Genomic DNA, 23427 nt, shown 5'->3' with positions numbered 1-23427 from the left:
TCGCTGAAGCACCACGACAATCAGCCTGTCCAGCAACAGGTTTCGAGCGAAGCGAGACCTAGCATAAAAGTTCGCGGCCGTCTCGCGCCCGAGCGGTCGAAGCGCACGCGACGCAGTCGCAAGTCTCGACCGCTCGGGCGCGAGACATAAGGGGTCGCGAACCGCCGCGACGAAGTCGCGGCAAAAAATAACTGAGCCCGGCACCTTGGTAGGTGCCGGGCTGAATGCTTTACCGGGCCGGGCTGAGAGGGTCCGGTAAGGCCGGTCGTCTTGTCAGACGACGGTGCGGGTGCGGGTGCGCGCGTTGCGACGCTTGAGCGCCCTGCGCTCGTCCTCACTCATACCACCCCACACGCCGGCGTCTTGTCCGGACTTCAGGGCCCAGGACAGGCAGTCGGCAGTAACGGGGCAGCGAGCGCAGACCAGCTTGGCATCGGCAATCTGCGCGAGCGCAGGACCACTGTTACCCACCGGGAAGAACAGTTCGGGGTCCTCGTCGCGACAGATGGCCTTGTGGCGCCAGTCCATTCCTCTGCTCCTTCGCTGGGCGCCGCAAAGGGCGCCGGTCGTTTGTGGATCGTTCACTTGTGCGACTCGAATGTTTCCGCACGGTTGCTTGTGAATGCTTTCACGAACACCGTAGATGTCAATAGGTATCCGGTGCACCGTGGGGAAGCTCACGCAATCGAGGTGCCCCCATGGGGGACCTGCCCGGTCCTTTGTACTCGCTCGAGGAGGTTTTCGCAGCGCAACCGCGAGTTTTTCGCGGCGTTTCGTCACCGACGGGGTTGCGGCGCCACCACTTCGAGCACGTCGGGCACCGCCGTGAAATCCACCACGTTGCGTTTCCCGATAAAGTCGCCATCGATTTGCAGGCCGATGGGCTCCTTCGTCTCGATATGCACCGACGGAACGTCGTCGTCACGAAACAAATTGCGGGACTTGGGATTTCCGTTCGAGGCGAGGAGCTGACCGGCGAGCCGCAGCGTCGGTAGCACCGCCATGGACCGCACGGCAAACACTCCGAGGCCCGTTTCGAAGCTCGTGCCGGGGTTGGTGTGCACCGGCGTGGCGTTCAGGTAGGTCCACGGACTGGCGTTCGTGACGAACGCGTAGTGCACCTCGTCGACCGCTTCCAGGCCCGGAACTTCGATTCGGATCTGCGGTTCGCGACGCTTCGCGCGGAAGAATTGTCGCACAGTTGTTCGAACATAGCGACCGGGTGTGGCCGCGCGGCCCTTGGCACGGCTCGCGTCTATGGCCTCGCACACGTCGGCGTCCAATCCGACGCCCGCGCTGAAGGTGAACCAGCGGTCGTCGGCCAAGCCGAGGCCGATCGTGCGGTCGTGCTCGAGGGTCAGCAGGTCGATGAGCTGATTGGTCGCGGTCACTGGGTCGGGGGAGATGCCGAGCGCCCTGGCGAACACGTTGGCCGAGCCGCCGGGGATCACGCCGAGCCGGGGTATCCAGGCCTGTCCATCGTTCAGCTCGGGCAGCGGGAGGAAACCGTTGATGGTCTCGTTGACCGTCCCATCGCCGCCGTGCACGACGATCAGATCCATCTCGTTGGTCGAGGCCCACTGAGCCAGTTCGGCCGCGTGGCCGCGATGCTGGGTGTGCGCAACGGTCAGCTGAGTGCGGCTCTCCAAAGCGTGGGCCAGTAGGTCTCGGGTCGCCGGTGTGGTCGAGGTGGCATTCGGGTTCACGATCAGCAACGTCCGCACGTTCGCAGCTTAGTGCGGCGGCGAAGGGCCCCCGGCCGCGCGGCCGTGACCGGGCGCACCCTACGCCGCGTCGTAGGCTTGGCGCGTGGCGGAAAGCGGCAAGGCAGAGGTTTCGGCGGACGCGGTTCCCGCGACGGTGCGCGGCGCGGGCGGGCTGGTCGCGCTGGAGGGCGCTGTCGCGGTGACGGTCGCGATCGTGCTCGTGGTGCGCGGGCTGCTCGGCCACGACCAATCGCAGGCCAGCGGCTACGGCACCGCGGCATGGTTCGGCATCCTCGGCGGCGCGGTGCTCGCCGCGGGCATCGGACTGCTGCTCGGCCACCGCTGGGGTCGCGCCATCGCGGTCATCGCCCAGGTGCTGCTGCTGCCCGTGGTGTGGTCGCTGCTCACCGATTCGCACCAGCCGGTCTACGGCGGGCTGCTCGGCGTGGTCGTGGTCGCCGCGCTGATCCTGCTCTTCGTGCCGTCCTCGACCCGCTGGATGGCCAGGGAGTACGGGGCGGAGCCGGAGTAGGACCTCGCACGCTGCCGGACGCTGTCCGCCGCGTGGAGGGCCGGAGTGGAGCGGCGTACGCCCTGACCGGACCCAGTGCGTCGAAATCCGCGTATGCCGGAGCGGAGGCGGAGGTACGACTACCGCGCGGACGCGGTCGCCGCGCGCAGGGCCTGTCGGCACAGGGCGTCGGCTCGGCGCGTCGTCTCCGGCTGGCGGTAGTGCGGAGTGAGCGCGAGTACCTGCGCGCACGCCGTGTCGAGATCGATCAGGTGTCCCACCGAAACGAACACCGGCTTCACGCCCGTCCTGGTGCGCAGCGCCCTGCCGACCACCCCGCCGTCGAGGACCAGATCCGTCGCGTCGCCACGCGCGGGCCCCGGTTCGCTGTAGTCGCCCCACGCGTTCTTGGCGACCCCGATCGTCGGCACCCCGGCCAGCACGCCGACGTGACAGGCCAGCCCGAAGCGGCGCGGATGGGCCAGGCCCTGGCCGTCGCAGATCAGCAGATCCGGTGCGGCGCCGAGCCGTTCGAGCACGCCGAGGGTGGTGGGCAGCTCGCGGAAGGCGAGCAGGCCAGGCACGTACGGGAAGCTCACCGCGCCGTGCGCGACCGCGGTGTCGACCGTCGTGAGCGTCGACGCGTCGAGCACCACGACGGCCGCGGCGACCACACCGCTCGCGTCGTCGTAGGCCGAGTCCAGCCCGGCCACCGTCCGGAACCGCGGCGGACGCGGATTCGCCGCGACGACGCGCGGCCGCAGCTCGTCCTGGATCGCCATCGCCGCCGCGGCGTCGGCGGGCCAGCGATCGGGTGTGTCGATCAGCAACCGATCCTCCGCGGCTCAGGACGCTTCGGCGGCCAGCTTCACCAGCTCGCCGCCCGCCAGTCGATACCCGACCCACTCGTCCTGCTCGACGGCGCCGATCGAGCGGTAGAAGTCGATGGAGGGCGTGTTCCAGGTGAGCACGGACCAGGAGACGCGGCTGTAGCCCTTCTCCAGCGCCTCCTTGGCCAGTGCCGCGATGAGCGCCTTGCCGTAGCCCTTGCCGCGCGTCTCCGGCTTGACGTACAGGTCCTCCAGGTAGATGCCGTGCACCCCGTCCCAGGTGGAGAAGTTCAGGAACCAGATCGCGCAGCCGACCACGCCGGTCTCGTCCTCGGCCACGTGCGCGAACAGCGCGGGCGACGGACCGAACAGCGCGGCCCGCAGCTGCTCCAGTGTCAGCGCGCACTCGTGGCGAGCCTTCTCGTACTCCGCGAGGTCGTAGACGAGGTCGACGAGCGCGGGGACGTCGGCGGGGGTGGCACGGCGGATCGCGGCGGTCACTTGGCTCCCTCGTTGGTCGAAACGATGTTGTGCGCGTGGATGGTTCGCGCGTCGTGCTCGTAGCCCAGCAGGCTCACGGCGGCGGTGGACATCGCGAAGCGGCGGCCCTCGACCACCTCGAACTCGGCCCACCGGGCGATCAGCACGCGGGAGAAGTGCCCGTGTCCGACCAGCACCACGTCCCGCTCCGGCAGGACGGGTTCGACGGCGGCGAGCAGCCGATCGGCGCGCGCGCGTACCTGGGCGGCCGTCTCGCCGCCGGGCGCCGTGCCGGTCCAGATCGTCCACCCTGGCGTGGTCTCACGAATCTCAGGGGTTGTCAGGCCCTCGTAGTCGCCGTAGTCCCATTCGGCGAGATCGTCGTCGACAGTGGTCTCGGTGCAGCCCGCCAGCTCCGCCGTGCGCACCGCGCGCTGCCGCGGGCTGGTGAGGACGAGCGGATCCCGCAGCTTCAGCTCCGCGAGCAACCGCCCCGCGGCCTCCGCCTGCCGCTCGCCGCGCTCGGTGAGCGGCAGATCGGTGTGGCTCGTGTGCCGCCGCTCGCGCGACCAGGACGTCTCGCCGTGCCGGAGTAGAACCAGCCGGGCGTCTTCGTGTGCGGACATGCCCTCCATCATGGTCAGAAACGCGCCGCGCCGCCCGGACCGGGTTCGTTCCGCCTCAGATCGGCTCGCCCAGCTCGAGCACCACCAGCGGCAACGGGCGCGTGACCTTTGCCTGGTACTCGGTGAGCAACGGATTGTTCGCGAAGACCCACGCCGCGAATTCGTCGTACTCGGCGCCCGAGAGCGCTCGCGCGGTGCCGCGGTAGGTGGTGGACCCCCATTCGATGGTGACGTCGCGGTTCGCCTTCACGTTGTAGAACCAGGCCGGGTACTTGTCCTCGATGAAGGAGCTCACGTACACGGTCTCGTCGCGTCGCAGCAGGCCGAGCGGGACCACGTGCGGTTCACCGCTCTTGGCTCCGGTGGTGGTGAGCAGCACCAGATCACTGCCCTCGTACGCGCCGCCGACCTTGCCGCTGTTCGCGCGGAACTCCTCGATCACGCCGTCGTTCCAGTGCGCGATCTCGGTGTCGGTGTATTCCTGGTTCCATGGCGCGTCGGGATCGTCGTAGGACGTGATGGCGGGCTTCGATTCCGGTGCGGTGGATTCGGTTTCGGACATGCGGCCAGTGTGACGCAAGGCACCGACAAGTTCGGGCGCCGACGAGACCGGCGGCCGTCAGCCTAGGGCGTGCAGTTCTCCGTCGCGGTGTTCGAGCACGATGTTTCCGACTACGGCGAGGGAGATCGGGCCGCCCGTGTAGCCCGGGCGCTGGAACGGGACGCGGCCGACTTCCGCGCCGGAGGTGGGATCGAGGACGGCGAGGCCGTCGGCGACCGGCAGCAGCAGGCGTCCGGCCATCATCGCGGGGGAGCCGAGGGCGCTCGGCGCTGCCCAGAGCGGATCGAAAGTGCTCGCGTTCAAGGCGATCACGCTGTTGCCGGTGAACACGAGATACGCCGAGCCGATGCGGGTGGTCGTCGCGTTCTCCGCGAGCGGAGCGGAAAGTTGATGCGCCACAACGGGATTGCCGGTGCTGTCGTACACGCCGAGGCGCGGCGGCGTGGATTCGCCTGCGCCGGAAACGGTTCCGCCCGGGAGGTAGAGCACGATCCGGCTGTCCGACACCGCGATCACCCGGGCGCCTGGCACATCGGTGCCGGGACCGGAGAGCACGTGCGAGCCGTACTCCTCGGGCACCGTGTTGTCCTTCGGCGCCGGGTTGAGCACCGTCAGCCGGGGCGCCGGGTCGTCGGGGCAGCGTTCCAGCACGGCGAGCCGGGACGAGCTGGAACCGGCCGAGAGCAGCGTGCAGCCTTTGCGTGGTTGGGTTTTCACGTTCACCGGCGCGTCGACGTAGCCGTACTCCAGCGTGCGCACCAGATCCGAGCGCCACATCTCCAGTCGCCGTTCGCCGTACGCGAGCACGTAGGTGCCGTCGACCGAGAGCCGCACGCTCGGATCCATGTAACTGCTGCGCGCGGTGCGGCGTTCCCCGGTGTCACCGGCCAGCAGGGTGGCCTGGCTGCACCCGCGCTGATCCCGGTACACCGCGATCACCATGCCGAACTGCGCTTCCACACCGCACAGCGGCATATCCCGCCGGTAGCGCCACAATTCGGCGCCGGTGGCGGGATCACGCCCGGTGACGGTGCCGCCCGAACCGGTGATCACCGCGCCGCCGGAGGCCAGCGCCCGCGCGCTGGCGTCGTCCGGCGCGTGCCACAACTCCCGCAGGTTCGCGGGGATCTTGTCGGCCGTCGGCGGGGTGGTCGCGGGCGTCGCCGCGGTCACCGATTCGGTGCCCGTCGCGTCGCCGCGCGCCCACACCACCAGCCCCGCGACCGCCACGAGCACAGCGATCGCGACTGCGGAGATGATGTCGGCGCGCGTCCGCCGCTCGGGTGCGAGCACGATTGCGAGACTAGCGGATCCGCCGAACTATGCCGAAGCAGCCGTTCCCGCGGTCGCGGCCACGGCCTCGCTCGCCTCGGCCTCGTCGGCCTTGCGACGACGGCGGCGCACCGGCTTCTCGGCGGCCTCCGCGTCGCCGTTCGCGTCGACCGGCGCGTCGGCCGTCTTGCGGGTGCGGCGGCGCTTGACCGGTTCGGCCGGTGCCGCGCCGTTCTCGGCGGTGCCGTTGTCCGTCGACTCGGCCGCGGCGGTCTTGCGGGTCCGTCGCCGAACGGGCTTCGCGGGCGCATCCTCGGCGGCCGCCGGGGTCTCGTCCGCGACTGCCGCCGCGGTCTCGGGCTGTGCCGGAGCCGCGGTGTCGTTCGCGACCGCCGCCGTCGGCTCAGCCTGGGCCGCCGCGGTGTCGTTCGCGACCGCCGCCGTGGGCTCGGACTGTGCCGGAGCCGTGGCCTCGTTCGCGACTGCCGCCGTGGTCTCGGCCTGGATCGCAGCTGCGGTGTCACTTGCGACTGCCGCAGTGGTCTCGGCCTGGACCTGAGCCGCAGTGTTACCCGCGTCGGCCGCAACCGGAGCCGCGGTGTCGTTCGCGACCGCCGCCGTGGCCTCGGCCACGACGTTCTCGTTCTCGCCGGCACCTTCCGAGGACTTCCGACGACGACGCCTGCGCCGCGCCGGAGCCTCGGTGGTCTCCGCCTCGGCGCCCTCGCCCGCGTTCTCGGTCGACTCGCCCTCGGCGACGACTTCCGCCGCGCCGTTGTCCACGCCCTCGGCGCCGCCGGAGCGACGCCGCCTGCGCCTGCGGCGCGACCGACCCTCGTCCGCGTTCGGCTCTGTGCCGTTCGGCTCGGTGTCGTTCCCGTCGGCGTCGATGGTCGACTCGGCGCCGACCTCGGCCCCGTCGACGGGCTTGCCGCCACGGGTGCGCCTGCGGTTGCGCTTGCGCGGGCTGCGCGCCTCGCGCTCGACCACCACGTCGTCCTCTTCGCGGACCGGCCGCGGCTTGCGGACCGTGCCGGTGACGCCCTCGGGGATGCCGAGATCGGCGAACAGGTGCGGGGAACGCGAGTACGTCTCCACCGGGTCCGGGATGCCGAGGCCGAGCGCGGTGTCGATGGCCGCCCAGCGGTTGAGCTCGTCCCAGTCGATCAGCGTCACCGCGACGCCGGTGCGCCCGGCCCGGCCCGTGCGCCCGATCCGGTGCACGTAGGTCTTCTCGTCCTCGGGGCACTGATAGTTGACGACGTGCGTGACGTCGTCGATGTCGATGCCGCGGGCGGCCACGTCGGTGGCGACCAGCACGTCGATGGTGCCCTTGCGGAACCGGGTCAGCGCCTTCTCACGGGCGATCTGACCGAGGTCGCCGTGCACCGCACCCACGGCGAAGCCGCGTTCGGCGAGGTCGTCGGCGACCTTCTGCGCGGTGCGCTTGGTGCGGGTGAAGATCATCGTGGCGCCGCGGCTCTCGGCCTGCAGCACCCGCGAGATCAGCTCGCTCTTGTCCAGCGCGTGCGCACGGTAGACGAACTGCGCGGTGCGGTCGTGCACCGCAGAGTCGTGCGGCTCCTCGGCCCTGATGTGGGTCGGGCGGGTGAGGAAGGTGCGGGCCAGCGTGATGATCGGACCCGGCATGGTGGCCGAGAACAGCATGGTCTGGCGCTTCTCGGGCACCATGTTCAAGATGCGCTCGATATCCGGCAGGAAGCCGAGGTCGAGCATCTCGTCGGCCTCGTCGAGGACGAGCACGCCGATCTTGCCGAGGATGAGATGGTTCTGCTTGGCCAAGTCCAGTAGTCGGCCGGGCGTCCCGACCACCACGTCGACGCCGTCGCGCAGCGCGGCGATCTGGGACTCGTAGGGACGGCCGCCGTAGATCGAGGCGACCTGCAGCTTGCCCTTGTGGTTGCGCAGGTGCTTGCTCGCGTTCTCCAGGTCCTCGGTGACCTGGATGCACAGCTCGCGGGTCGGCACGATGACCAGCGCCCGCGGCGTGCCGTCCAGCGGCGTCGTGCCGGAATCGGCGGTGGCGATGCGGTGCAGCAGCGGCACGCCGAAACCGAAGGTCTTGCCCATGCCGGTGCGTGCCTGACCGATGAGATCCTCGCCGGCCAGCGCCAGCGGAAGGGTCAGTTCCTGAATAGCGAATGTTCGTTCGATGCCGATCTCGGCGAGCGCTCGGACGATTTCCTCGCGCACCCCCAATTCGGCGAATGTCGGGGCGGTATGCGTCGCGTCCAGTTCGGCCGTCAACAGCGTGTCCGCCACACCGGGTTCCTGCTCGACAGTGATCTTGCTCAGGTTCGTGCCTTCCTCGTTATCGCGTCACGCGCGCCCGAGGCGTGGGGCGGACCGGTCGGTCCACGACGACCACGTATCCGCCGGTAATGCGCGCCGCAGCCGGATGTCGTCGGGTGCCGTCCGATGACGGCAACTACCTGGGAACATCGGCGCAGCGCAGTCGGATGCGGATCTGGTGCGCGCACATTTTCCTGGACGACGGAAGCCCTGGCGCCACACCTCGTGGCGGACGCATGGGTAACGAAAGTTTCCGTTGTCCGCAGTGATTGTAGCGTGATATTGTGCGCGGCTCGAATTGCCGCCGCCGTTATTCCAGGGCAAAACTCCGGTTTCCGACTCGATCGTCGCCGACCGACGCTGCGCGACTTGACAATTCATCACCGAGCCGGAATCCGCCCGGCGCCGAAAAAGCGGCCGTCCAGTGCTATTCGCGTGCGCCGCGTCCGGCGGGTCGCGCCGGTCCGCGGCACCGGTCTCGGCGCCGCCGCGAACCTCGCAAACCGGACTTGCCTGTTACCGGCGGTACTGGCATGTGAGACATTCTTGTGGTGAGCATCGCAGAGACCGTCACCACCGCCGCCCGCAACGCCTGGGCGCTGACCTTCGGCTCGGGTGTCGAGGCGCCGGACCCCGCGCCGTCGACGGTGCTGTGCGACGAGCCGCACCGGCAGCTGCGCCGCTACGAGGGCGGCGCGACCGACGGCGCTTCCGCAGTGCTCCTCGTGCCACCGCTCGCGGCCCCGGCCACCTGCTTCGACCTGCGCCCCGGCCAGAGTCTGGCGCGCTTCCTGCGCGACAGCGGCCGGGCCACCTACGTCGTCGACTACGGCGACATCACCTTCGCCGACCGCAGGATGGGCTTCGAGGACTGGCTCGACGACATCCTGCCGGAGGCGATCCTGCGCACCTCCGCGGATGTCGGCGGCAAGCCGGTCGATCTGGTCGGCTGGTCGATCGGCGGAACGCTGGCGTTGCTCACCGCCGCCGCGCACGCGCACCTGCCGATCCGCTCGATCACCGCCGTCGGCTCGCCGCTGGACTACGACAAGATGACCGGCATCCCGCAGCTGCGCGCGGTCGCGAAGCTCACCGGCGGCATCGCCACCTCGACCGCGGTCAGGGCGGTGGGCGGCATCCCGGCCGGGCTGACCCGCGCCGCCTACCGGGTCACCGCGTGGGACCGCGAGCTCACCAGGCCGTGGTTCGTGGCGAGCAACATCGCGCGCACCGAGACGCTGGCCAAGATGGAGTCCATCGACCGGTTCATGGCGGCGATGCCGGGCTACCCCGGCCGCTTCTACGGCCAGCTGTGGGGCCGCTTGATCCTGAACAACGACATCGGCCGCGGCGTCGTGCGGCTCGGCGAGCGGCGCATCGCGCTCCCCGACGTGACCGCCCCCGTGCTGCTGGTCGGCGGGCCGAGCGACGTCATCACCCCGGCCGCTGCCGTCGAGGCGGGCACCCGCACGCTGACCGGCGCCGCGGACGTCCGCTACGAGACCGCCCCCGGCAGTCACCTCGGCATCCTCACCGGCGAGACAGCCCGCGACACCACATGGGCCTACCTCGACAAGTTCCTCACCGAACTGGGTTGACCGCAGCCTGAGCCGGTCAGGCGCGAGCCAAGGTCCGGCGGACGCCACGGCGCAGCCCTGCCGACCTGATCAGGGGCCGAGTGGAGACGAGGTGAGTGTTCGACCCGGCCGCGCGACACCGAGCTGATCAGGGGCGAGCAAATGTGGGGCGGACGCCCGACCGGCCCGTGACACCGATTCGATCAGCGGCCGAGCGAAGGTGCGGCGGACGCTGCGCCGCGGTCTCGCGACACCGACCTGTGAATGTTCGGGGAGACGAACACTCGCGCCGGGACGCCGCTACGCTAGGGCTCATGGGAGCACAGTCAGCGCTTGGCGTTTCGTTCGATCCGGCAACCTCGCCCATCGCCGCGGACCACTCCGGCGTGACCGACCTGTTCGCCGTGCTCGCCTACGGTGAGATCTCCGCGTTCTACCGGCTGGCCGAGGAGGCCAAGCTGTCGCCGACCCTGCGCGGCAAGGTGGCCGTCGCGAAGATGGCGGCCGCCGAGATGGACCACTTCAAGACGCTCGAGGCGGCGCTCGCCGACCGCGGCGTCGAGGTGTTCGACGCGATGGCGCCGTTCGTCCGCGCCCTCGACGCCTACCACGCCTCCACCGATCCCTCGACCTGGCTCGAGTCGATGGTGAAGTTCTACGTCGGCGACGGCATCGCGGCGGACTTCTACGGCGAGATCGCGGGCGCGCTCGCGCCGGAGGTCGCCACCGTGGTCCACGACGTGCTCGCCGAGACGAGCCACTCCGAGTTCGTGGTCGAAGAGGTGCGCCGCGCGGTGTCGACCAGCCGCTCCGAGCGCGACCGGCTCACGCTCTGGGGCAGGCGGCTGCTCGGCGAGGCGATCACCCAGGCGCAGTACGTCATGGCGCAGCGCGACGAGCTCACCGACCTGGTGCTCACCGCCACCGGCGATCTCAACGGCATCGCCGCGCTGTTCGAGCGCATGCAGACCAGCCACGCCGAACGCATGGCGGTCCTCGGCATCTAGGCCCTGCGTAGCGCGGACGTTCGCCGCAAAGGACCTAGTTGTCGGTCCGCGCACGGCGGCTCGTCGACAGCCCACGCGGTCGCAGCGGTAACGGCCCGCGTCTACTCGTTCGCGGCTCGGTTGTGCACCAGCCGCAGCCCCGTCGCACGGGCCGCGGCCTGGTCGAGCAGCCAGACGACGACGCTCTGGTCGCGGTCGGTCTCCATCGTCTCGAACGGGACGTCGACCGCGCCGTGCACCGGGTGCTCGAACTTCAGCACGCTCGACACCGGCCCGCCGCTGACCCGGTGCGGCTTCCACCTGACGCGGAACTCGGGCTCGCCTTGTAGCGCGTCGATCATTGCGAGCAGTTCCCCGTCGCCGGGCCAGCGCACCTTCGCGCGCAGCACCGCGTCCGCGAAGGTGTCGGCGGCGGCGGGCCAATCGCGCAGCGTTCGCCTGGCGCGCGGGTCGGTGAAGACGTACCAGGCCAGGTTCGCTTCGCCGTGCTCGTCCAGCAGACCGAGTGGCGCCGCGAAGTCGGCCCACGCGGTGTTCCAGCCGAGCACGTTCAGCCGCCTGCCGACGACGAAGGCGGGCGTCGGCTGGAGCGCGTCGAGCACCGCCGTGATCGTCTCACCGAGCTGTTCGCGCGGGGATTCGCTCCCCGGACAACGGGACTCGTTGCCGGAGGCCATCGCGAGCAACCCGAAGTGGTGGCGCTGCGCGCCCTCCAGCAACAGCGCGTCGGCGAGCGCGTCGACCACCGCCACCGACGGATTGGTGTCGCGACCTTGCTCCAGCCGGGCCAGGTAGTCGGCGCTGACTCCCGCACGCACCGCGACCTCCTCGCGGCGCAGCCCCGGCGTGCGGCGTCGGCCGCCCTCGGGCATTCCGACGTCGGCGGGCCGGAGCTCACCGCGGCGAGCGACGAGGAATTCGGCGAAACCGTTACGTGCCATGTGTTCCATCGTGCCCGGTCCGCGGACGTTCAGCCTCGCCCTGAGGGGTCCAGGATAACGGCGGTCTGGTTGCCGGACCGCGGTCCGGACAAGGTCGATGGCATGACGAACACTTCCGCAACCACCGCCACCCAGCAGCTGAAGCCCGGATCCTGGGCGCTGGACACCGCCCACTCCTCGGTCGCGTTCACCATCCGCCATCTCGGCATCTCCAAGGTGCGCGGCGGGTTCACCCGCTTCGACACCGAGTTCGTCGTGGACGAGACCGGCGCGGCCACCCTCGGCGCGACCATCTACCTCGATTCCTTCGACACCGGCAACGCCGACCGCGACGCCCACGTCCGCAACGCCGACTTCCTCGACGTGGCCAACCGCCCGACGCTCACCTTCCGCGCCCCGCGGCCGGTGGCGATCGCCGAGACCTTCACCGTCGAGGGCGAAGCCACCCTCGGCGCGATCACCAAGCCTGTCACCCTCGAGGTCGAATGGGGCGGCGTCCAGGACTTCGGCCCGACCGGCGACCGGCACGCCGGATTCTCGGCCACCGGCACCATCAAGCGCACCGATTTCGGCGTCGGCGGCCCCATGCCCGGCATGCTCAGCGACGCGGTGAAGATCGAGCTGGATATCGAGCTGATCGAACCCCAGTGACCAGCGCTGGGTCGGACCGCTGTTCGCGATCAGCGTAGGCAGTGCGGTGCCGCGCGGCCGTTGCCCTGCACTAGCCTTGGACCGGACAGCAAGAGCGCTCGGGCGGACGCGACGTCCGACCGCCGCACAGGACTCTAGGTTCGGAGGTTGGCCGTGGAGGTCAAGATCGGTATTTCGGATAGCCCGCGCGAACTCGTGATCAACAGCGGGCAGACCCCGGAAGAGGTCGAGGCGATGGTGTCCGAGGCGCTGAGCGGCACCGGCGGCGTCGTGGCGCTCACCGACGAGAAGGGCCGCAAGTTCCTGATCCAGGCTTCGAAGGTCGCCTACGTGGAGATCGGCACCGCCGCCAGCGGCCGGGTCGGTTTCGCCGCGGTCTGACGACCCAAAGCAACGAGCCCTCGGGTTCCGGTTGATTACCGAGAACCCAAGGGCTCGTTCGCGTTCGGGGGGCGCCGCGCAACCGCGGCGCGAATCAGAGGCGAGTGGGGTCGATCGGGTGCAACGGGACGTGCGACAGACCGCCCCAGGCCAGCGCGACCGTGGTGTCGACGGCCTCGTCCTTGGGGATCGGACGGTCCGCCTCCAGCCAGTAGCGCGCGGTGAACTGACTCGTGCCTACCAGGCCGACGGCGAGGATGCGCGCCCGATAGGGATCGAGGCCGGAGTCGTGCGCGACCAGGTCGAAGACCGCGTCCACGCACGCCTCGGTGGCCTGCTCCACCCGGCGCTGCACCTGCGGCTCGCTGGTCAGGTCGGATTCGAAGACGAGCCGGAAGCCCTGCATCTCGTTGTCGACGAAGTCGAAGTAGGCCTGCACGGCGGCCCGCACGCGCTGGCGGTTGTCGGTGGTGGAGCGCAGCGCCTGGCGCACGCTCGACACCAGCATGTCGACGTAGTTCTGCAGCACCGCGAGGTACAGCTCCAGCTTGCTGGTGAAGTGCTGGTACAGCACCGGCTTGCTGACGCCCGCGACCTGCGAGATCTCGTCCATGCCCGCCGCGTGATACCCGCGGAGCACGAACACCTCGCTCGCCGCCTGGAGTAGCTGCTGCCGCCGTTCGTCGCGCGGCAACCGGGTACCGCGCTTGGTCGGCACCATGGCCTCGGACGACATTCTGCGGGACGTCATCCGGTCCACGAGGTCAGTCATTTCGGCTCTCCCAGTCGAGTCCCCGGCAAAAGGGGTTGTGCACCGGGTATCCAATGAACGATACCCGGTTGTAGCTCACATGCCGATCGGGGTTGTCGATCTCGTCCCGCGGGTGAGATGTGGCGCACAGTGGAGTTCGGTCCCCATTGGCTCTCAGTCGTCCGGTTCCGTAGGCTCAGAACTCGTGGCAAGGTCCGGTCCCGAAACTCGTTCGGGTGCGGCTGCCCGATCGGGCGCTGTACCGCGGTCCGGGACCCCAGATCGGCCCGGCCGATCCAGACCCGAGCGCGGGGCTCGCACCGACCCGTGGCCGCGGAAACCCGACGGCGACGACGCGGCACCCGCGCCCACACCCCCGACGGCACGCGACGCCAACGGCGTCGAGATCTACGACCCTCTCGGTCTCTACCCGGCCGCCGACCGCTCCCATCAGCCGCTTCGGGCGCGCTGGGATCCCACGGCGCCGGATCCGAATCGCTCCCGCGGCCCGCGGCCCGATCGCAACGCCAAGAAACAGAGCGCGCTCGGCCGTTTCGTGTCCACCTACGGTTGGCGCGCGTACGCCCTCCCCGTGCTGTTCGTGGTCACCGTGCTCGTGGTCGCCGACGCGGTGCGCGGCGGCGGGGGCGGCGCCGGGTCGATCATCGAGCCGAGTTTCGGTCGGCTCAGCCCGCGCGCCACGAACACCGGCGTCATCGGCGCACCACCCGGCGACGGACAGTTCCCCGCCGACCTGCCCGCGGGCGCGCTGCCCGAAGGCGGTCCCTTCACCGAGAACGGCGCGGGTACCTGGCGGGTCGTCCCCGGCGTCACCGCCGAGATCGGCGCGGGTACGGAGTACCACTTCAGCTACACCGTCGAGGTCGAGAACGGCGTCGATACCTCCGGCTTCGGCGGCGACGAGTCGGTGGCCAAGATGATCGACAGCACGCTGGCCAATCCGAAGAGCTGGGCCCAGGACAAGCGGTTCGCCTTCCGCCGCGTCGATCAGGGCAAACCGGATTTCCGCATCTCGCTGACCTCGCGCCAAACCACCCGCACAGCTTGCGGTTTCGACATTCCCATCGATTCCTCGTGCTTCAACGCGGGCCTGGACCGGGTGGTGCTCTCCGAGGTGCGCTGGGTGCGCGGCGCGCTCGCCTTCGAAGGCGACATCGGCTCCTACCGTCAGTACCAGATCAACCACGAGGTCGGTCACGCCATCGGCTACCACCAGCACCAGCCGTGCGAGACCGACGGCGGACTCGCGCCGATCATGATGCAGCAGACCTTCGGCACCGAGAACAACGACATCGCCGCGCTCGATCCCGACGGCGTGGTCCCGATGGACGGCAAACGCTGTCGCTTCAACCCCTGGCCGTACCCGCGCGGCTGATCGCGGACGCGGTACGCGACGATACTGGGGAAGAACGGTTCGGTCGCCCGCGTTGCACATCGTGCGATCGGCCAATTCGATTCGAGGAGTCCTGGACGTGTCATCACCGAAGTCCCTGCCGCCGCTGGTCGAGCCGGCCGCGGAACTGAGCAAGGACGAAATCGCCCGCTACAGCCGTCACCTGATCATTCCCGACGTCGGTGTGGACGGGCAGAAGCGTCTGAAAAACGCCAAGGTGCTGGTGATCGGCGCGGGCGGACTCGGCTCGCCCGCCCTGCTCTACCTGGCCGCGGCGGGCGTCGGCACGCTCGGCATCGTGGAGTTCGACGAGGTCGACTCCTCGAACCTGCAGCGCCAGATCATCCACGGCGAGTCCGACATCGGCCGGCCGAAGGCCGACAGCGCGCGCGACTCCATTCTGGAGATCAACTCCGGCATCGACGTGCGCCTGCACAAGCTGCGCCTGGAGCCGGAGAACGCGGTCGAGCTGTTCCGCGACTACGACCTGATCCTCGACGGCACCGACAACTTCGCGACCCGCTACCTGGTGAACGACGCCGCGGTGCTGGCGGGCAAGCCGTACGTGTGGGGTTCGATCTACCGCTTCGAAGGCCAGGTCTCGGTCTTCTGGGAGGACGCCCCCGACGGCCGCGGCCTGAACTACCGCGACCTCTACCCGGAGGCTCCGCCGCCCGGCATGGTCCCGTCCTGCGCCGAGGGCGGCGTGCTCGGCGTGCTCTGCGCGTCCATCGGCTCGATCATGGTGACCGAGGCGATCAAGCTGATCACCGGCATCGGCGACCCGCTGCTCGGCCGTCTGATGGTCTACGACGCACTGGACATGAGCTACCGGACCATCAAGCTGCGCCGCGACCCGGAACGTCAGCCGATCACCGAACTGATCGACTACGAGGCGTTCTGCGGTGTGGTGTCCGAGGAAGGCCAGGCCGCCGCGGCCGGGTCGACCATCACCGCGCGCGAGCTGAAGGAGCTGCTGGACGCGGGCAAGGAGATCGAGCTCATCGACGTGCGCGAGCCCGTCGAATGGGACATCGTGCACATCGAGGGCGCGCGGCTCATCCCCAAGGACCGCATCCTCTCCGGTGAGGCGCTGTCCGAGCTGCCGCAGAACCGCCCGATCGTGCTGCACTGCAAGACCGGCATCCGTTCCGCCGAGGCGCTCGCGGTGCTCAAGAACGCGGGCTTCTCCGACGCCACGCACGTGCAGGGCGGCATCGTCGCCTGGGCCAACCAGGTCGACACCAGCCTGCCGGTCTACTGAGCGACGACGGGTTCGGCCCCGCGCCCGCCGTGGCGCGGGTTCGCCCGGCGGACGCGCATGCCCGGACTGCGCCGGATCCGCGCCGTACAGGACCATGATCCGCGCGATAGCCGAGCGCGTGACCGGACGGCGCGGCGTCCGAATCCGGCCCCGCACCGGCGGTACCGTACGGCCGTGACTTCTGTGGAACCCCCCGAGCACGTGCGCGCCACGTTCGGTCTGCGCGAAGTGACTCCGGTCCCGCTCGGCGACTGGGACGGCGGTTGGCGCTGCGGCGACGTGGTGCTCAGCCCGGTCGCCGATCACGCGCGGGCGGCGTGGTCGGCCAAGATCCGCGAGACGCTGAAGGTCGACGGGCTACGCGTGGCCCGTCCGGTGCGCGCCACCGACGGTCGCTACGTGGTCTCCGGCTGGCGCGCCGACACCTACCTGGACGGCTGCCCCGAGCCGCGCCACGACGAGGTCGTCTCGATTTCCCTGCGGCTACACCAGGCGACCACGAGGTTGGAGCGCCCGCGCTTCCTCGTGCAGCCGCCGGCCACGCCGTGGGTCGACGTGGACGTCTTCGTGGCCGCCGATCGCGCGGCGTGGGAGGCGGTGCCGCTGCGCAGCCTGCGCGCGGGCGGCGCGGTCCCGACCACCTCGCCCGACGGGCAGCGCAGCATGGAACTCATCGGCCAACTCGCCACGCTGCGCAAGCCGGTGCGGACCCCGGCCCAGCTGGTGCACGGCGACTTGTTCGGCACCATCCTCTTCGCGGGCGCGGACGGCCCTGGCCTCACCGACATCACCCCGTACTGGCGCCCCGCCGCCTGGGCCGCGGGCGTCATCGTCATCGACGCGCTTTCTTGGGGCGGAGCCGACGAAGGCCTGCTCGACCGCTGGTCCGATCTGCCGGAGTGGCCCCAAATGCTCTTGCGCGCCGTCATGTTCCGCCTCGCCGTACACGCGCTGCACCCCCGCTCCACCCCCGAAGCCTTTCCCGGGCTGGCGCGGACCGCCGATATGGTCCGGCTGATGCTGTGATTTTCCGATAGCGGTTCGCTCTGGTAGCACCTCTTCGGTGCGTTAAGCTCTCTGCGCCGCGCACATGGGTCGACTCGTGTCGCGGCGTTCGATCCGGTTTCGTTCGGCTCATGGCCAGACCCGGTTGCCCGCCCGTGCGATGGGCTCGCCCGGTAGCTCTAAACCTTTGTAAACAAAAAGGATTCGCGGCGCGATGTCCAATCGGCGCCCGTATCATGTTGTGCGCGAGATCGCCGCCGGGCTCCTTCGGATTCCGGGAATCCGTGCGATCGGCGACGAGGGGTGAGGACTTCGGCAGGTGAGAATTCAACCGAGACAACAGATCCTGAATGTGTGGAAGGCGCTCGTCGCCACCTGCTGGGACGGTAGTTCCTGGAAGTGGGACGGCCAAGTGGCTTCCAATTCCATCAGCGACTCCGAGCAGCTGCTGTGCCTGCTCTATCCGGCGACGGAGATCGACACGTTCGCGCTGGACAATCCGGACAGCATGGCCGACGACGTGCTCGCCGCGCTCGCGCCGATCGGTGACTCCACGCAGATCCGTGGTTTCGTGCTGTGGCTGCTCGAACAGTACGTCGAGAAGAACACCAAGGATTCCGGCGAGCCCGACTTCGCCGCGGGCAGCTATCTGCGTGCGGCGGACGGCGAGCCGACGCCGGAGCAGTACCGGATCGAAGTGGTCGACGCCTATTCCATGTCGCTGACCGTGTGTATGGCCGGGCTGCGCTTCCTGCGCGCCTATTCCGAGCGGACGCGATCGGAGGATCTGAAGGCGCGGATCAAGCTGCTCTCCGATCAGCTCAGTGTCCGGCTGACGGCGGCCATGACCGGCCTGGTGCGCAGCTTCGTCGTCAACACCGTGCGGCAGAAATCGCCTGAGGGCCAAGCGATCCTGAGCATGCTCGATCAGAGTGGGCCCGGTGAGGACGCCGGACTCGTCGAGGGCGTACGCCGTGCGCTCGCGCGCGTGCGGGCCCGGCTGCGCAGCGATGTCGTGCTCGGGCAGGAAGAATCGGTCAAGGCGCTCGAGGACGAGAACCTGCTGTTCGAGTGCGGCTGGAGCTGGGGCGTGGTGCGCAACGCCACCGAAGTCGACTTCGTCGAAGCGCGGATCGGCGATCAGCCCGGCATCGCCGATCCTCGGCCCTACCTGTACTTCACCATCGTCGCCCTGGACGGCATCAACGACCTCGTCGCCCCGAGAACCGGCGAGCTCGGTCTGCTCAACGAACAGCAGCACCGGCTGGCGCAGGCGCTGCGCACGCGATGGGAACTCACCCAGCGTTATTGGTCCACCGTCGCTCGCTTCGGCACGGGATCCTGGCCGCTGGAAGACATTCCGTGGCGGACGTCGGACAACGAGCAGTCCGACTACTTCAGTCTCACCGTGTCCGCGGTGCTGATCCAGGACCTGGTCGCCCGCACCGCCACCGACGACGACTTGACAAGGGCCGTGGCCATTTTCGACGAGCTGGCCGGGCGCGGCAGGATCATCCGCAGGCCGACTGTCGGCGATCCCGCCATCGCGCTGCACAATCCCGGTGTCCGTCTTCGCCTGCGCGGCAGCGAGCAGGTGGACAACGGAGCGATCCTGCAGTGGGAAGTATCGGACTTCGCCGCCGTGCTGCTCAAGCGCATGTTGCAGGCTGCGCGCCTGTCCAACAACGTCGCGGCGCGGGACAAGCTGATGGAACTGTCCAAGGCGGCGATGGACCATTTGCACCGGCGCATGCTGCGGGTCGGCGCCGTCGGGTTGTGGGACGACCCCACAAGGATTTTCGGCGGCAACGGCGCCGCGCCGGTGTCCGAACCGTCGTGGTACATGACCGAACGCATCATCGAATGCATGGTGGCCGCGGAGCAGACCTATCGGCAGTCGCCGCCCAATTGGCCCGAGTTGCAGGCGGTGGCGCGAGTCATGTTGAACACCGCCGAGCACCGCTTCGATCAGGAATTGCTCGGCGCCAGCGTCCTCGACGCCTCGTCCAACCGCGAGACGTTGGAGGAGGTCGAGCGCAACATCGACGAAGCACGGCAACAGATCCGGGAGGACGCCGCGACGACGCTGGTGCACACGCTCGACGCGCTGCGCGAACTCTACAAACTCGCCGCCGCGCGCAACGACGCGACAAGGAGCCCCTGATCGCATGATCGTCTTCGCGACCTCCGACAAAGGGGGCACCGGCCGGTCGGTGACCAGCTGCAACCTCGGCTACCGACTGTGCTCGAAGATGGGCAGGAACGTCGCCTATCTCGACTTCGATTTCGGATCGCCCACCGCGGGAGCGCTTTTCGAGATCGGCGGCATGGAGCGCGGCATCCCGAGCGGCTCCGGACTGCATTCGTATCTGCTCGGCAAGATCGATGTCGCGAGCCGAGTCGACGTGCGGGACAACACCGATCGGACCGATCTGCGCAAGCTGCCCGGTCGCACCGGCAAACTCGTCCTGCTGCCCGGCGATCTCGGCGGCGGCGAGTTCGACAAGAAGGCGAACGACGACGTCGTCGAGCGCTGCGCGCGTCTGCTGCTCGAGCTGGACCAGGCGTTCGACGTCTGTCTCGTCGACCTCAGCTCGGGACGTTCGGTCGCGATGGACATCGCGCTGAAGGCGACCGCGCTGCCGCAATTGGCGACGCGAACCGTTCGCTGGCTCGTCTTCCATCGGTGGACCCGGCAGCACATTCTCGCCGCCAATGGTCTGGTGCACGGCGAGCACGGTCTGCTGGAATGCGGTGCCCGCGTCGGACACGACCGAGAGACATTGTTGGACAACCTGAGATACGTGCGGACCGCGGTGCCACAATTGAACATGGCCACGGGCGGTTCCGGGCCGCAGGCTGCCTGGCTGCACCAGCAGGACGCGATGTTGAAGCATTTGGCGTCGACCAAGGAGGTCGGAGCGAGTTTGCTGCTCGGCGAGACCCCGGTCGAACCGGTTCTGCAATACCGCGAGCAGCTGATCCTGGATATCGATGTGAAGAAGGAAATCGCGAACAGGCCTACCGTCGTCGCGTTCGACCTGCTCGCCAAGCGCTTGATCGACGAGGCGACCTGGATTCGGTTCTGACCTGACCCGCATGAATGCCAACCCGGAAAGGGCCGTTGAACACGGTGGAGAACGCCACAGGCTACAGCGAGGCGACCGAGAGCGCTCGGCTCGCCAGGGTGCCGCTGTCCCATATGTCCATCGAGGTGGGGCATTTCTACATGAACGATCTCACCAACGGTGAGGATCGTATTCGCACCCAATTTCGCCGTATCGTTCCGCTGGTCGGCGCCTATACCGAGATCGCGAAGGCCGAGTACGGTCCGCGCGCCAGGGTCAGCACCTGTTTTCTCATCGATGACTATTTCCGCTCGGATACCAATCCCGGAGAGATTCTGCGCAAGCTGCTCGGCATCGCCGACGAATGCGGTTTGCGTATCGACTATCTGGCCAGGGAAGCCGGCTGCTTCGAGGTCCCGGTCGCGGGTCCCGAGGGGGTGAGCGTGACGCGCATTCCGCTCGCCGACATGGTGCGCAGCCGCATCGTTCCGGAGCCGTACGAGGGCACCAACGGGCGACGACCGCCGACGCTGGAATCCGGCTGGCTGTGCAACGGAAAGCGCGCGAACGAAGGCGATTCCGGCCAGGCGATGCACGAGGAGTCCTACACGCCGCCGGAAGAGCTCGGGCGGCGCGAGCATTCGATCTTCCTCGACGTGGAGATGTGGAGCAGGCGAACGAAAGTGAACGGGCGCGCCGACGGCCACACCAAATGGTCCTGCCCCTATCTCGCCTCGATCTGGCAGCTGCTGCGCTTGGGAATGCTGCGCATGCAGGGGGCGCCGGTCGTGGAACCGCAGCCGTGGGGACCGGGGGACGAGTGGCCGGAGAACTGGTGGGACATGCCCGCGGTGCTCCAGCTTCAGCCGAAGGCCAAGCCGTTCGCGGCGTATCGGTCGATCTCGCTGCTGCCGAAGCGCTATCTGAAAATCGAAGCCGCCGTACAACTGATCCTCGACCACATCCAACTCGACGACGACGTGGTCGACCAGATCGTGAGCCGGGGCCGGGAAGAGGGAATCATCCTGCCGCGCAAGGTGACCGATCGCATCGGTCACGTACTGCTGGACGGGGTCTGAGTTGACCGAGCCGACGAGTTCCGACGGTGCGCCCGCGCGGCGCGGGGTTCGAGCGAACCGCTCGTCGGCCCCCGCGCGCGGCCGGGGGCGCCCGGCGCGACTGGTCGCGCGCGGTGCGCGGGCGCAACCGCGGACACCGCCGCCCGAACTGCCCGTCGTGTTGGGGGAAGTCGAGACCTGTCTGCTGCCGACCGGTACCGCGTTGCGCCGCGACGAGACGATCGATCTGCTCGGTCAGCTGATGCCCGACAGCACGATCTTCTGGCGGGAGCGCCCGATCTCACTGGCCATCTCGCCGCCGACGGTCGAAGGCGTCGACTGCCAGCTGAAGGTGCCGACGCGGCCGAGCGTGCGAGCCATCGGGACGGTCGCGACGCGCTCGCTCGTGTTCGGCGGCCGCGTGCTGCAGAGTTCGTCGATGACCAGGGTGGAGGCGGGCGCGAACGGGCAACGCCAGACCTGGTCGCACTACCTGAGCCGGGCAGGCGTGCTCGAAACGGTCACCAAGATCGCGAAGGACACCGGAACCGGCCTGGCCGAAGGATTTCTGGTGCCGGGGTCGGCCTCCGACAGCACGCTCGATCTGACGTCGATCGCGAATCGGCTGCTCGGCCGGATCCGGATGGACGGCCGGCTCGATCAGCGGGTCCCGTTGCCGTCGGAGGCCACCCGGCTGCGCTGGTCGGCGCGGGTCGACCGGAAGAATCCGCCGTCCGTGCGATTTCGGCTCCAAGACGACCGTGTGCGCGCGGTCCTGGTGACCGTCGGCAGCGCACCGGAGCTGGACGACGTTCAGCGCTTCTGTGAGGATCTCGCGGTGCACGACTGGCTGTTGACGGCCACGTCCGCGGCGATCGACCAGTCCGACCTCTTCCCGCCGGGGAGTACGGAGTCGGTCGCGGTGTTGGTGCCCGTGCTGCGGCACCTGGCCCACGTCTGGATGCCGCGCGCGCATACCCCGCCCGGCTTGCGCGCACTGTGGGACGAGCTGGAGGAGGCGCCCGGCTTGACGGCGGGGCGGCGGGGGCTGGTCGACCAGGTGCGCGACCGAGTGCTCGTCGCGGCTCTGGACGCGTTGCGGCACAGCAGAACAATGCCGCAGGACTGAGGCCCTGTCTGGTTCACAGCCGGAACCAGCGCCGCACGAGCAGCGCGAAGAACACGGACGTGAATACGATTCCGGTGTAGGACTCGACGATCAGTAGCACCCGGCCCGCCCGCCCGATGTCGGTGAGATCGCCGATCCCGACCGGATTGAGGTAGTTGACCAGGCACAGGTGGAAGGTCGTCGAGATCGGCTCGCGGTCGGTCAGCCACAGCACCGCGGTGAAGGCGAGCAACTGTAGCGCGATCCAGCCGAGCAGCTGGAAAGGGCGAAAGCCGTATCCGCACAACAGATCCGAGATCACGCCCGGGATGCGCTTCCACACCGGATAGGTCGCGCGCCGCCGGGCCCTGGCCAGCGCGAGACGGCAGCGGTCTTGTTTGCCGAAATCCTCCTCCAACGCGTGCAACGCGGTGGCGCGCTTGAACGCCAGCGCGGCGTGCGACGGCAGGTCGGCGTCGGTGAGGCGCTGCCCGAGCTGTTCGTAGATCTCGGCCAGCCGCATGTTCTGGGTGCGGCTCAGGCGCCGCGGTCCGCGGAACTCCACCTCGGCCGCCAGCAGCGCGGTCAGGATCGTCAGCGGCGTCCAGCCGGGTTGCCCGCGGTGGCCGATCGGCAGTTCGGCCGCCTCGTAGATGTGCCGGAAGATCAGGGTGTCTCCGCCCGGCGCGATGGGCGCCGAATCGTAGTCCAGGACGAGATTCTCGACGTGGTTGTGAAACGCCCTGAGCATCAGCTTCTCCGGCGTTCGCGCCGGATCGTCGTGATCCTGGTTCAGGTACTTCAGGATGTCGGTGGCGTACCGGTCGGCGTGTCGGTCGATCAAGGTGGTCATCGACAGCACCGCGTGCGGCAGCTGGGACTGTCCCAGGTATTCGGTCATG

General features: G+C 69.0%; 22 protein-coding genes and 1 pseudogene. 12 read left to right on the top strand and 11 right to left on the bottom strand.

Annotated features, from left to right (window positions below; genetic code table 11):
• Window positions 1–273: 273 nt before the first annotated feature.
• Window positions 274–528 carry a WhiB family transcriptional regulator gene (locus T333_RS10665; RefSeq protein WP_011211115.1) on the bottom strand — a complete coding sequence of 85 codons (255 nt, stop codon included), beginning with the start codon at window positions 526–528 and terminating at the stop codon, window positions 274–276.
• Window positions 529–776: 248 nt separating this feature from the next.
• On the bottom strand, window positions 777–1724 hold the full coding sequence (locus T333_RS10660; RefSeq protein WP_355003953.1) for a diacylglycerol/lipid kinase family protein: 948 nt from the start codon (window positions 1722–1724) through the stop codon (window positions 777–779).
• 85 nt (window positions 1725–1809) lie between these two features.
• Here T333_RS10660 and T333_RS10655 point away from each other — a divergent pair, with 85 nt between their 5' ends.
• On the top strand, window positions 1810–2238 hold the full coding sequence (locus tag T333_RS10655; protein ID WP_355003952.1) for a hypothetical protein: 429 nt from the start codon (window positions 1810–1812) through the stop codon (window positions 2236–2238).
• Between the two features lie 119 nt (window positions 2239–2357).
• On the opposite strand, the gene T333_RS10650 is transcribed toward T333_RS10655, so the two are convergent.
• The 6 genes and pseudogenes from T333_RS10650 to T333_RS10625 all read right to left on the bottom strand — a co-directional run.
• The gene (locus T333_RS10650; protein ID WP_355003951.1) at window positions 2358–3047 is read right to left on the bottom strand and encodes an endonuclease V; all 690 of its coding nucleotides are present in this window, start codon (window positions 3045–3047) and stop codon (window positions 2358–2360) included.
• A 15-nt stretch (window positions 3048–3062) separates the two neighbouring features.
• A complete protein-coding gene (locus T333_RS10645) occupies window positions 3063–3548 on the bottom strand; it encodes a GNAT family N-acetyltransferase (RefSeq protein WP_355003950.1) in 486 nt (161 codons plus the stop codon).
• Window positions 3545–4153: an acid phosphatase gene (locus T333_RS10640; RefSeq protein ID WP_355003949.1), complete on the bottom strand. Its 609-nt coding sequence runs from the start codon at window positions 4151–4153 to the stop codon at window positions 3545–3547. Before T333_RS10640 ends, T333_RS10645 begins: the two co-directional genes overlap by 4 nt.
• Before the next feature lie 55 nt (window positions 4154–4208).
• Window positions 4209–4715, bottom strand: coding sequence for a nitroreductase/quinone reductase family protein (locus tag T333_RS10635; protein ID WP_355003948.1), 507 nt, complete (start codon window positions 4713–4715; stop codon window positions 4209–4211).
• A 57-nt stretch (window positions 4716–4772) separates the two neighbouring features.
• Entirely contained in the window at window positions 4773–6008 is a 1236-nt protein-coding gene (locus T333_RS10630; protein ID WP_355003947.1) for an Rv3212 family protein, read from the bottom strand.
• A gap of 887 nt (window positions 6009–6895) precedes the next feature.
• Window positions 6896–8323, bottom strand: a pseudogene (locus tag T333_RS10625) (DEAD/DEAH box helicase); the annotation flags it as partial.
• A 528-nt stretch (window positions 8324–8851) separates the two neighbouring features.
• Here T333_RS10625 and T333_RS10620 point away from each other — a divergent pair.
• Both T333_RS10620 and T333_RS10615 read left to right on the top strand, forming a co-directional pair.
• A complete protein-coding gene (locus tag T333_RS10620) occupies window positions 8852–9898 on the top strand; it encodes an alpha/beta fold hydrolase (protein WP_355003946.1) in 1047 nt (348 codons plus the stop codon).
• 293 nt (window positions 9899–10191) lie between these two features.
• Window positions 10192–10884, top strand: coding sequence for a ferritin-like fold-containing protein (locus T333_RS10615; protein WP_355003945.1), 693 nt, complete (start codon window positions 10192–10194; stop codon window positions 10882–10884).
• Window positions 10885–10985: 101 nt separating this feature from the next.
• Here T333_RS10615 and T333_RS10610 read toward each other — a convergent pair whose 3' ends face one another.
• Window positions 10986–11825, bottom strand: coding sequence for a helix-turn-helix transcriptional regulator (locus tag T333_RS10610; protein ID WP_355003944.1), 840 nt, complete (start codon window positions 11823–11825; stop codon window positions 10986–10988).
• Between the two features lie 102 nt (window positions 11826–11927).
• On the opposite strand from T333_RS10610, the gene T333_RS10605 reads away from it, so the two are divergent.
• Together T333_RS10605 and T333_RS10600 are read left to right on the top strand one after the other, a co-directional pair.
• Window positions 11928–12476, top strand: a complete 549-nt coding sequence (locus tag T333_RS10605; RefSeq protein WP_355003943.1) for a YceI family protein — start codon at window positions 11928–11930, stop codon at window positions 12474–12476.
• 153 nt (window positions 12477–12629) lie between these two features.
• Entirely contained in the window at window positions 12630–12857 is a 228-nt protein-coding gene (locus T333_RS10600; RefSeq protein ID WP_141809126.1) for a DUF3107 domain-containing protein, read from the top strand.
• A gap of 94 nt (window positions 12858–12951) precedes the next feature.
• Here the strand turns inward: T333_RS10600 and fasR are convergent, their stop codons facing one another.
• Complete coding sequence (gene fasR, locus T333_RS10595) at window positions 12952–13629, bottom strand: HTH-type transcriptional activator FasR (RefSeq protein WP_355003942.1); 678 nt, start codon at window positions 13627–13629, stop codon at window positions 12952–12954.
• A 385-nt stretch (window positions 13630–14014) separates the two neighbouring features.
• Between fasR and T333_RS10590 the strand changes: the two genes are divergently transcribed.
• The 7 genes from T333_RS10590 (at window position 14015) to T333_RS10560 (ending at window position 22546) form a co-directional block, all read left to right on the top strand.
• The gene (locus tag T333_RS10590) at window positions 14015–15004 is read left to right on the top strand and encodes a DUF3152 domain-containing protein (protein ID WP_496424768.1); all 990 of its coding nucleotides are present in this window, start codon (window positions 14015–14017) and stop codon (window positions 15002–15004) included.
• A 97-nt stretch (window positions 15005–15101) separates the two neighbouring features.
• Window positions 15102–16286 carry an adenylyltransferase/sulfurtransferase MoeZ gene (moeZ, locus tag T333_RS10585; RefSeq protein ID WP_355003941.1) on the top strand — a complete coding sequence of 395 codons (1185 nt, stop codon included), beginning with the start codon at window positions 15102–15104 and terminating at the stop codon, window positions 16284–16286.
• Window positions 16287–16460: 174 nt separating this feature from the next.
• Window positions 16461–17312 (top strand): TIGR02569 family protein, encoded by an 852-nt coding sequence (locus T333_RS10580; protein WP_357256252.1) that lies wholly within the window; start codon window positions 16461–16463, stop codon window positions 17310–17312.
• Window positions 17313–17610: 298 nt separating this feature from the next.
• Window positions 17611–19455 (top strand): SCO2524 family protein, encoded by a 1845-nt coding sequence (locus tag T333_RS10575; RefSeq protein ID WP_355003939.1) that lies wholly within the window; start codon window positions 17611–17613, stop codon window positions 19453–19455.
• 4 nt (window positions 19456–19459) lie between these two features.
• A complete protein-coding gene (locus T333_RS10570; RefSeq protein ID WP_496424352.1) occupies window positions 19460–20380 on the top strand; it encodes an SCO2523 family variant P-loop protein in 921 nt (306 codons plus the stop codon).
• 44 nt (window positions 20381–20424) lie between these two features.
• Window positions 20425–21438, top strand: coding sequence for an SCO2522 family protein (locus tag T333_RS10565; RefSeq protein WP_355003937.1), 1014 nt, complete (start codon window positions 20425–20427; stop codon window positions 21436–21438).
• Window positions 21439–21595: 157 nt separating this feature from the next.
• On the top strand, window positions 21596–22546 hold the full coding sequence (locus tag T333_RS10560) for an SCO2521 family protein (RefSeq protein WP_355003936.1): 951 nt from the start codon (window positions 21596–21598) through the stop codon (window positions 22544–22546).
• A 13-nt stretch (window positions 22547–22559) separates the two neighbouring features.
• Here T333_RS10560 and T333_RS10555 read toward each other — a convergent pair whose 3' ends face one another.
• Entirely contained in the window at window positions 22560–23426 is an 867-nt protein-coding gene (locus T333_RS10555) for a hypothetical protein (RefSeq protein ID WP_355003935.1), read from the bottom strand.
• Between the last annotated feature and the right edge of the window lies 1 nt (window position 23427).

The organism is Nocardia sp. CNS-044 (assembly GCF_059570515.1).
This window is presented reverse-complemented; position numbering and strand designations above follow the sequence as displayed.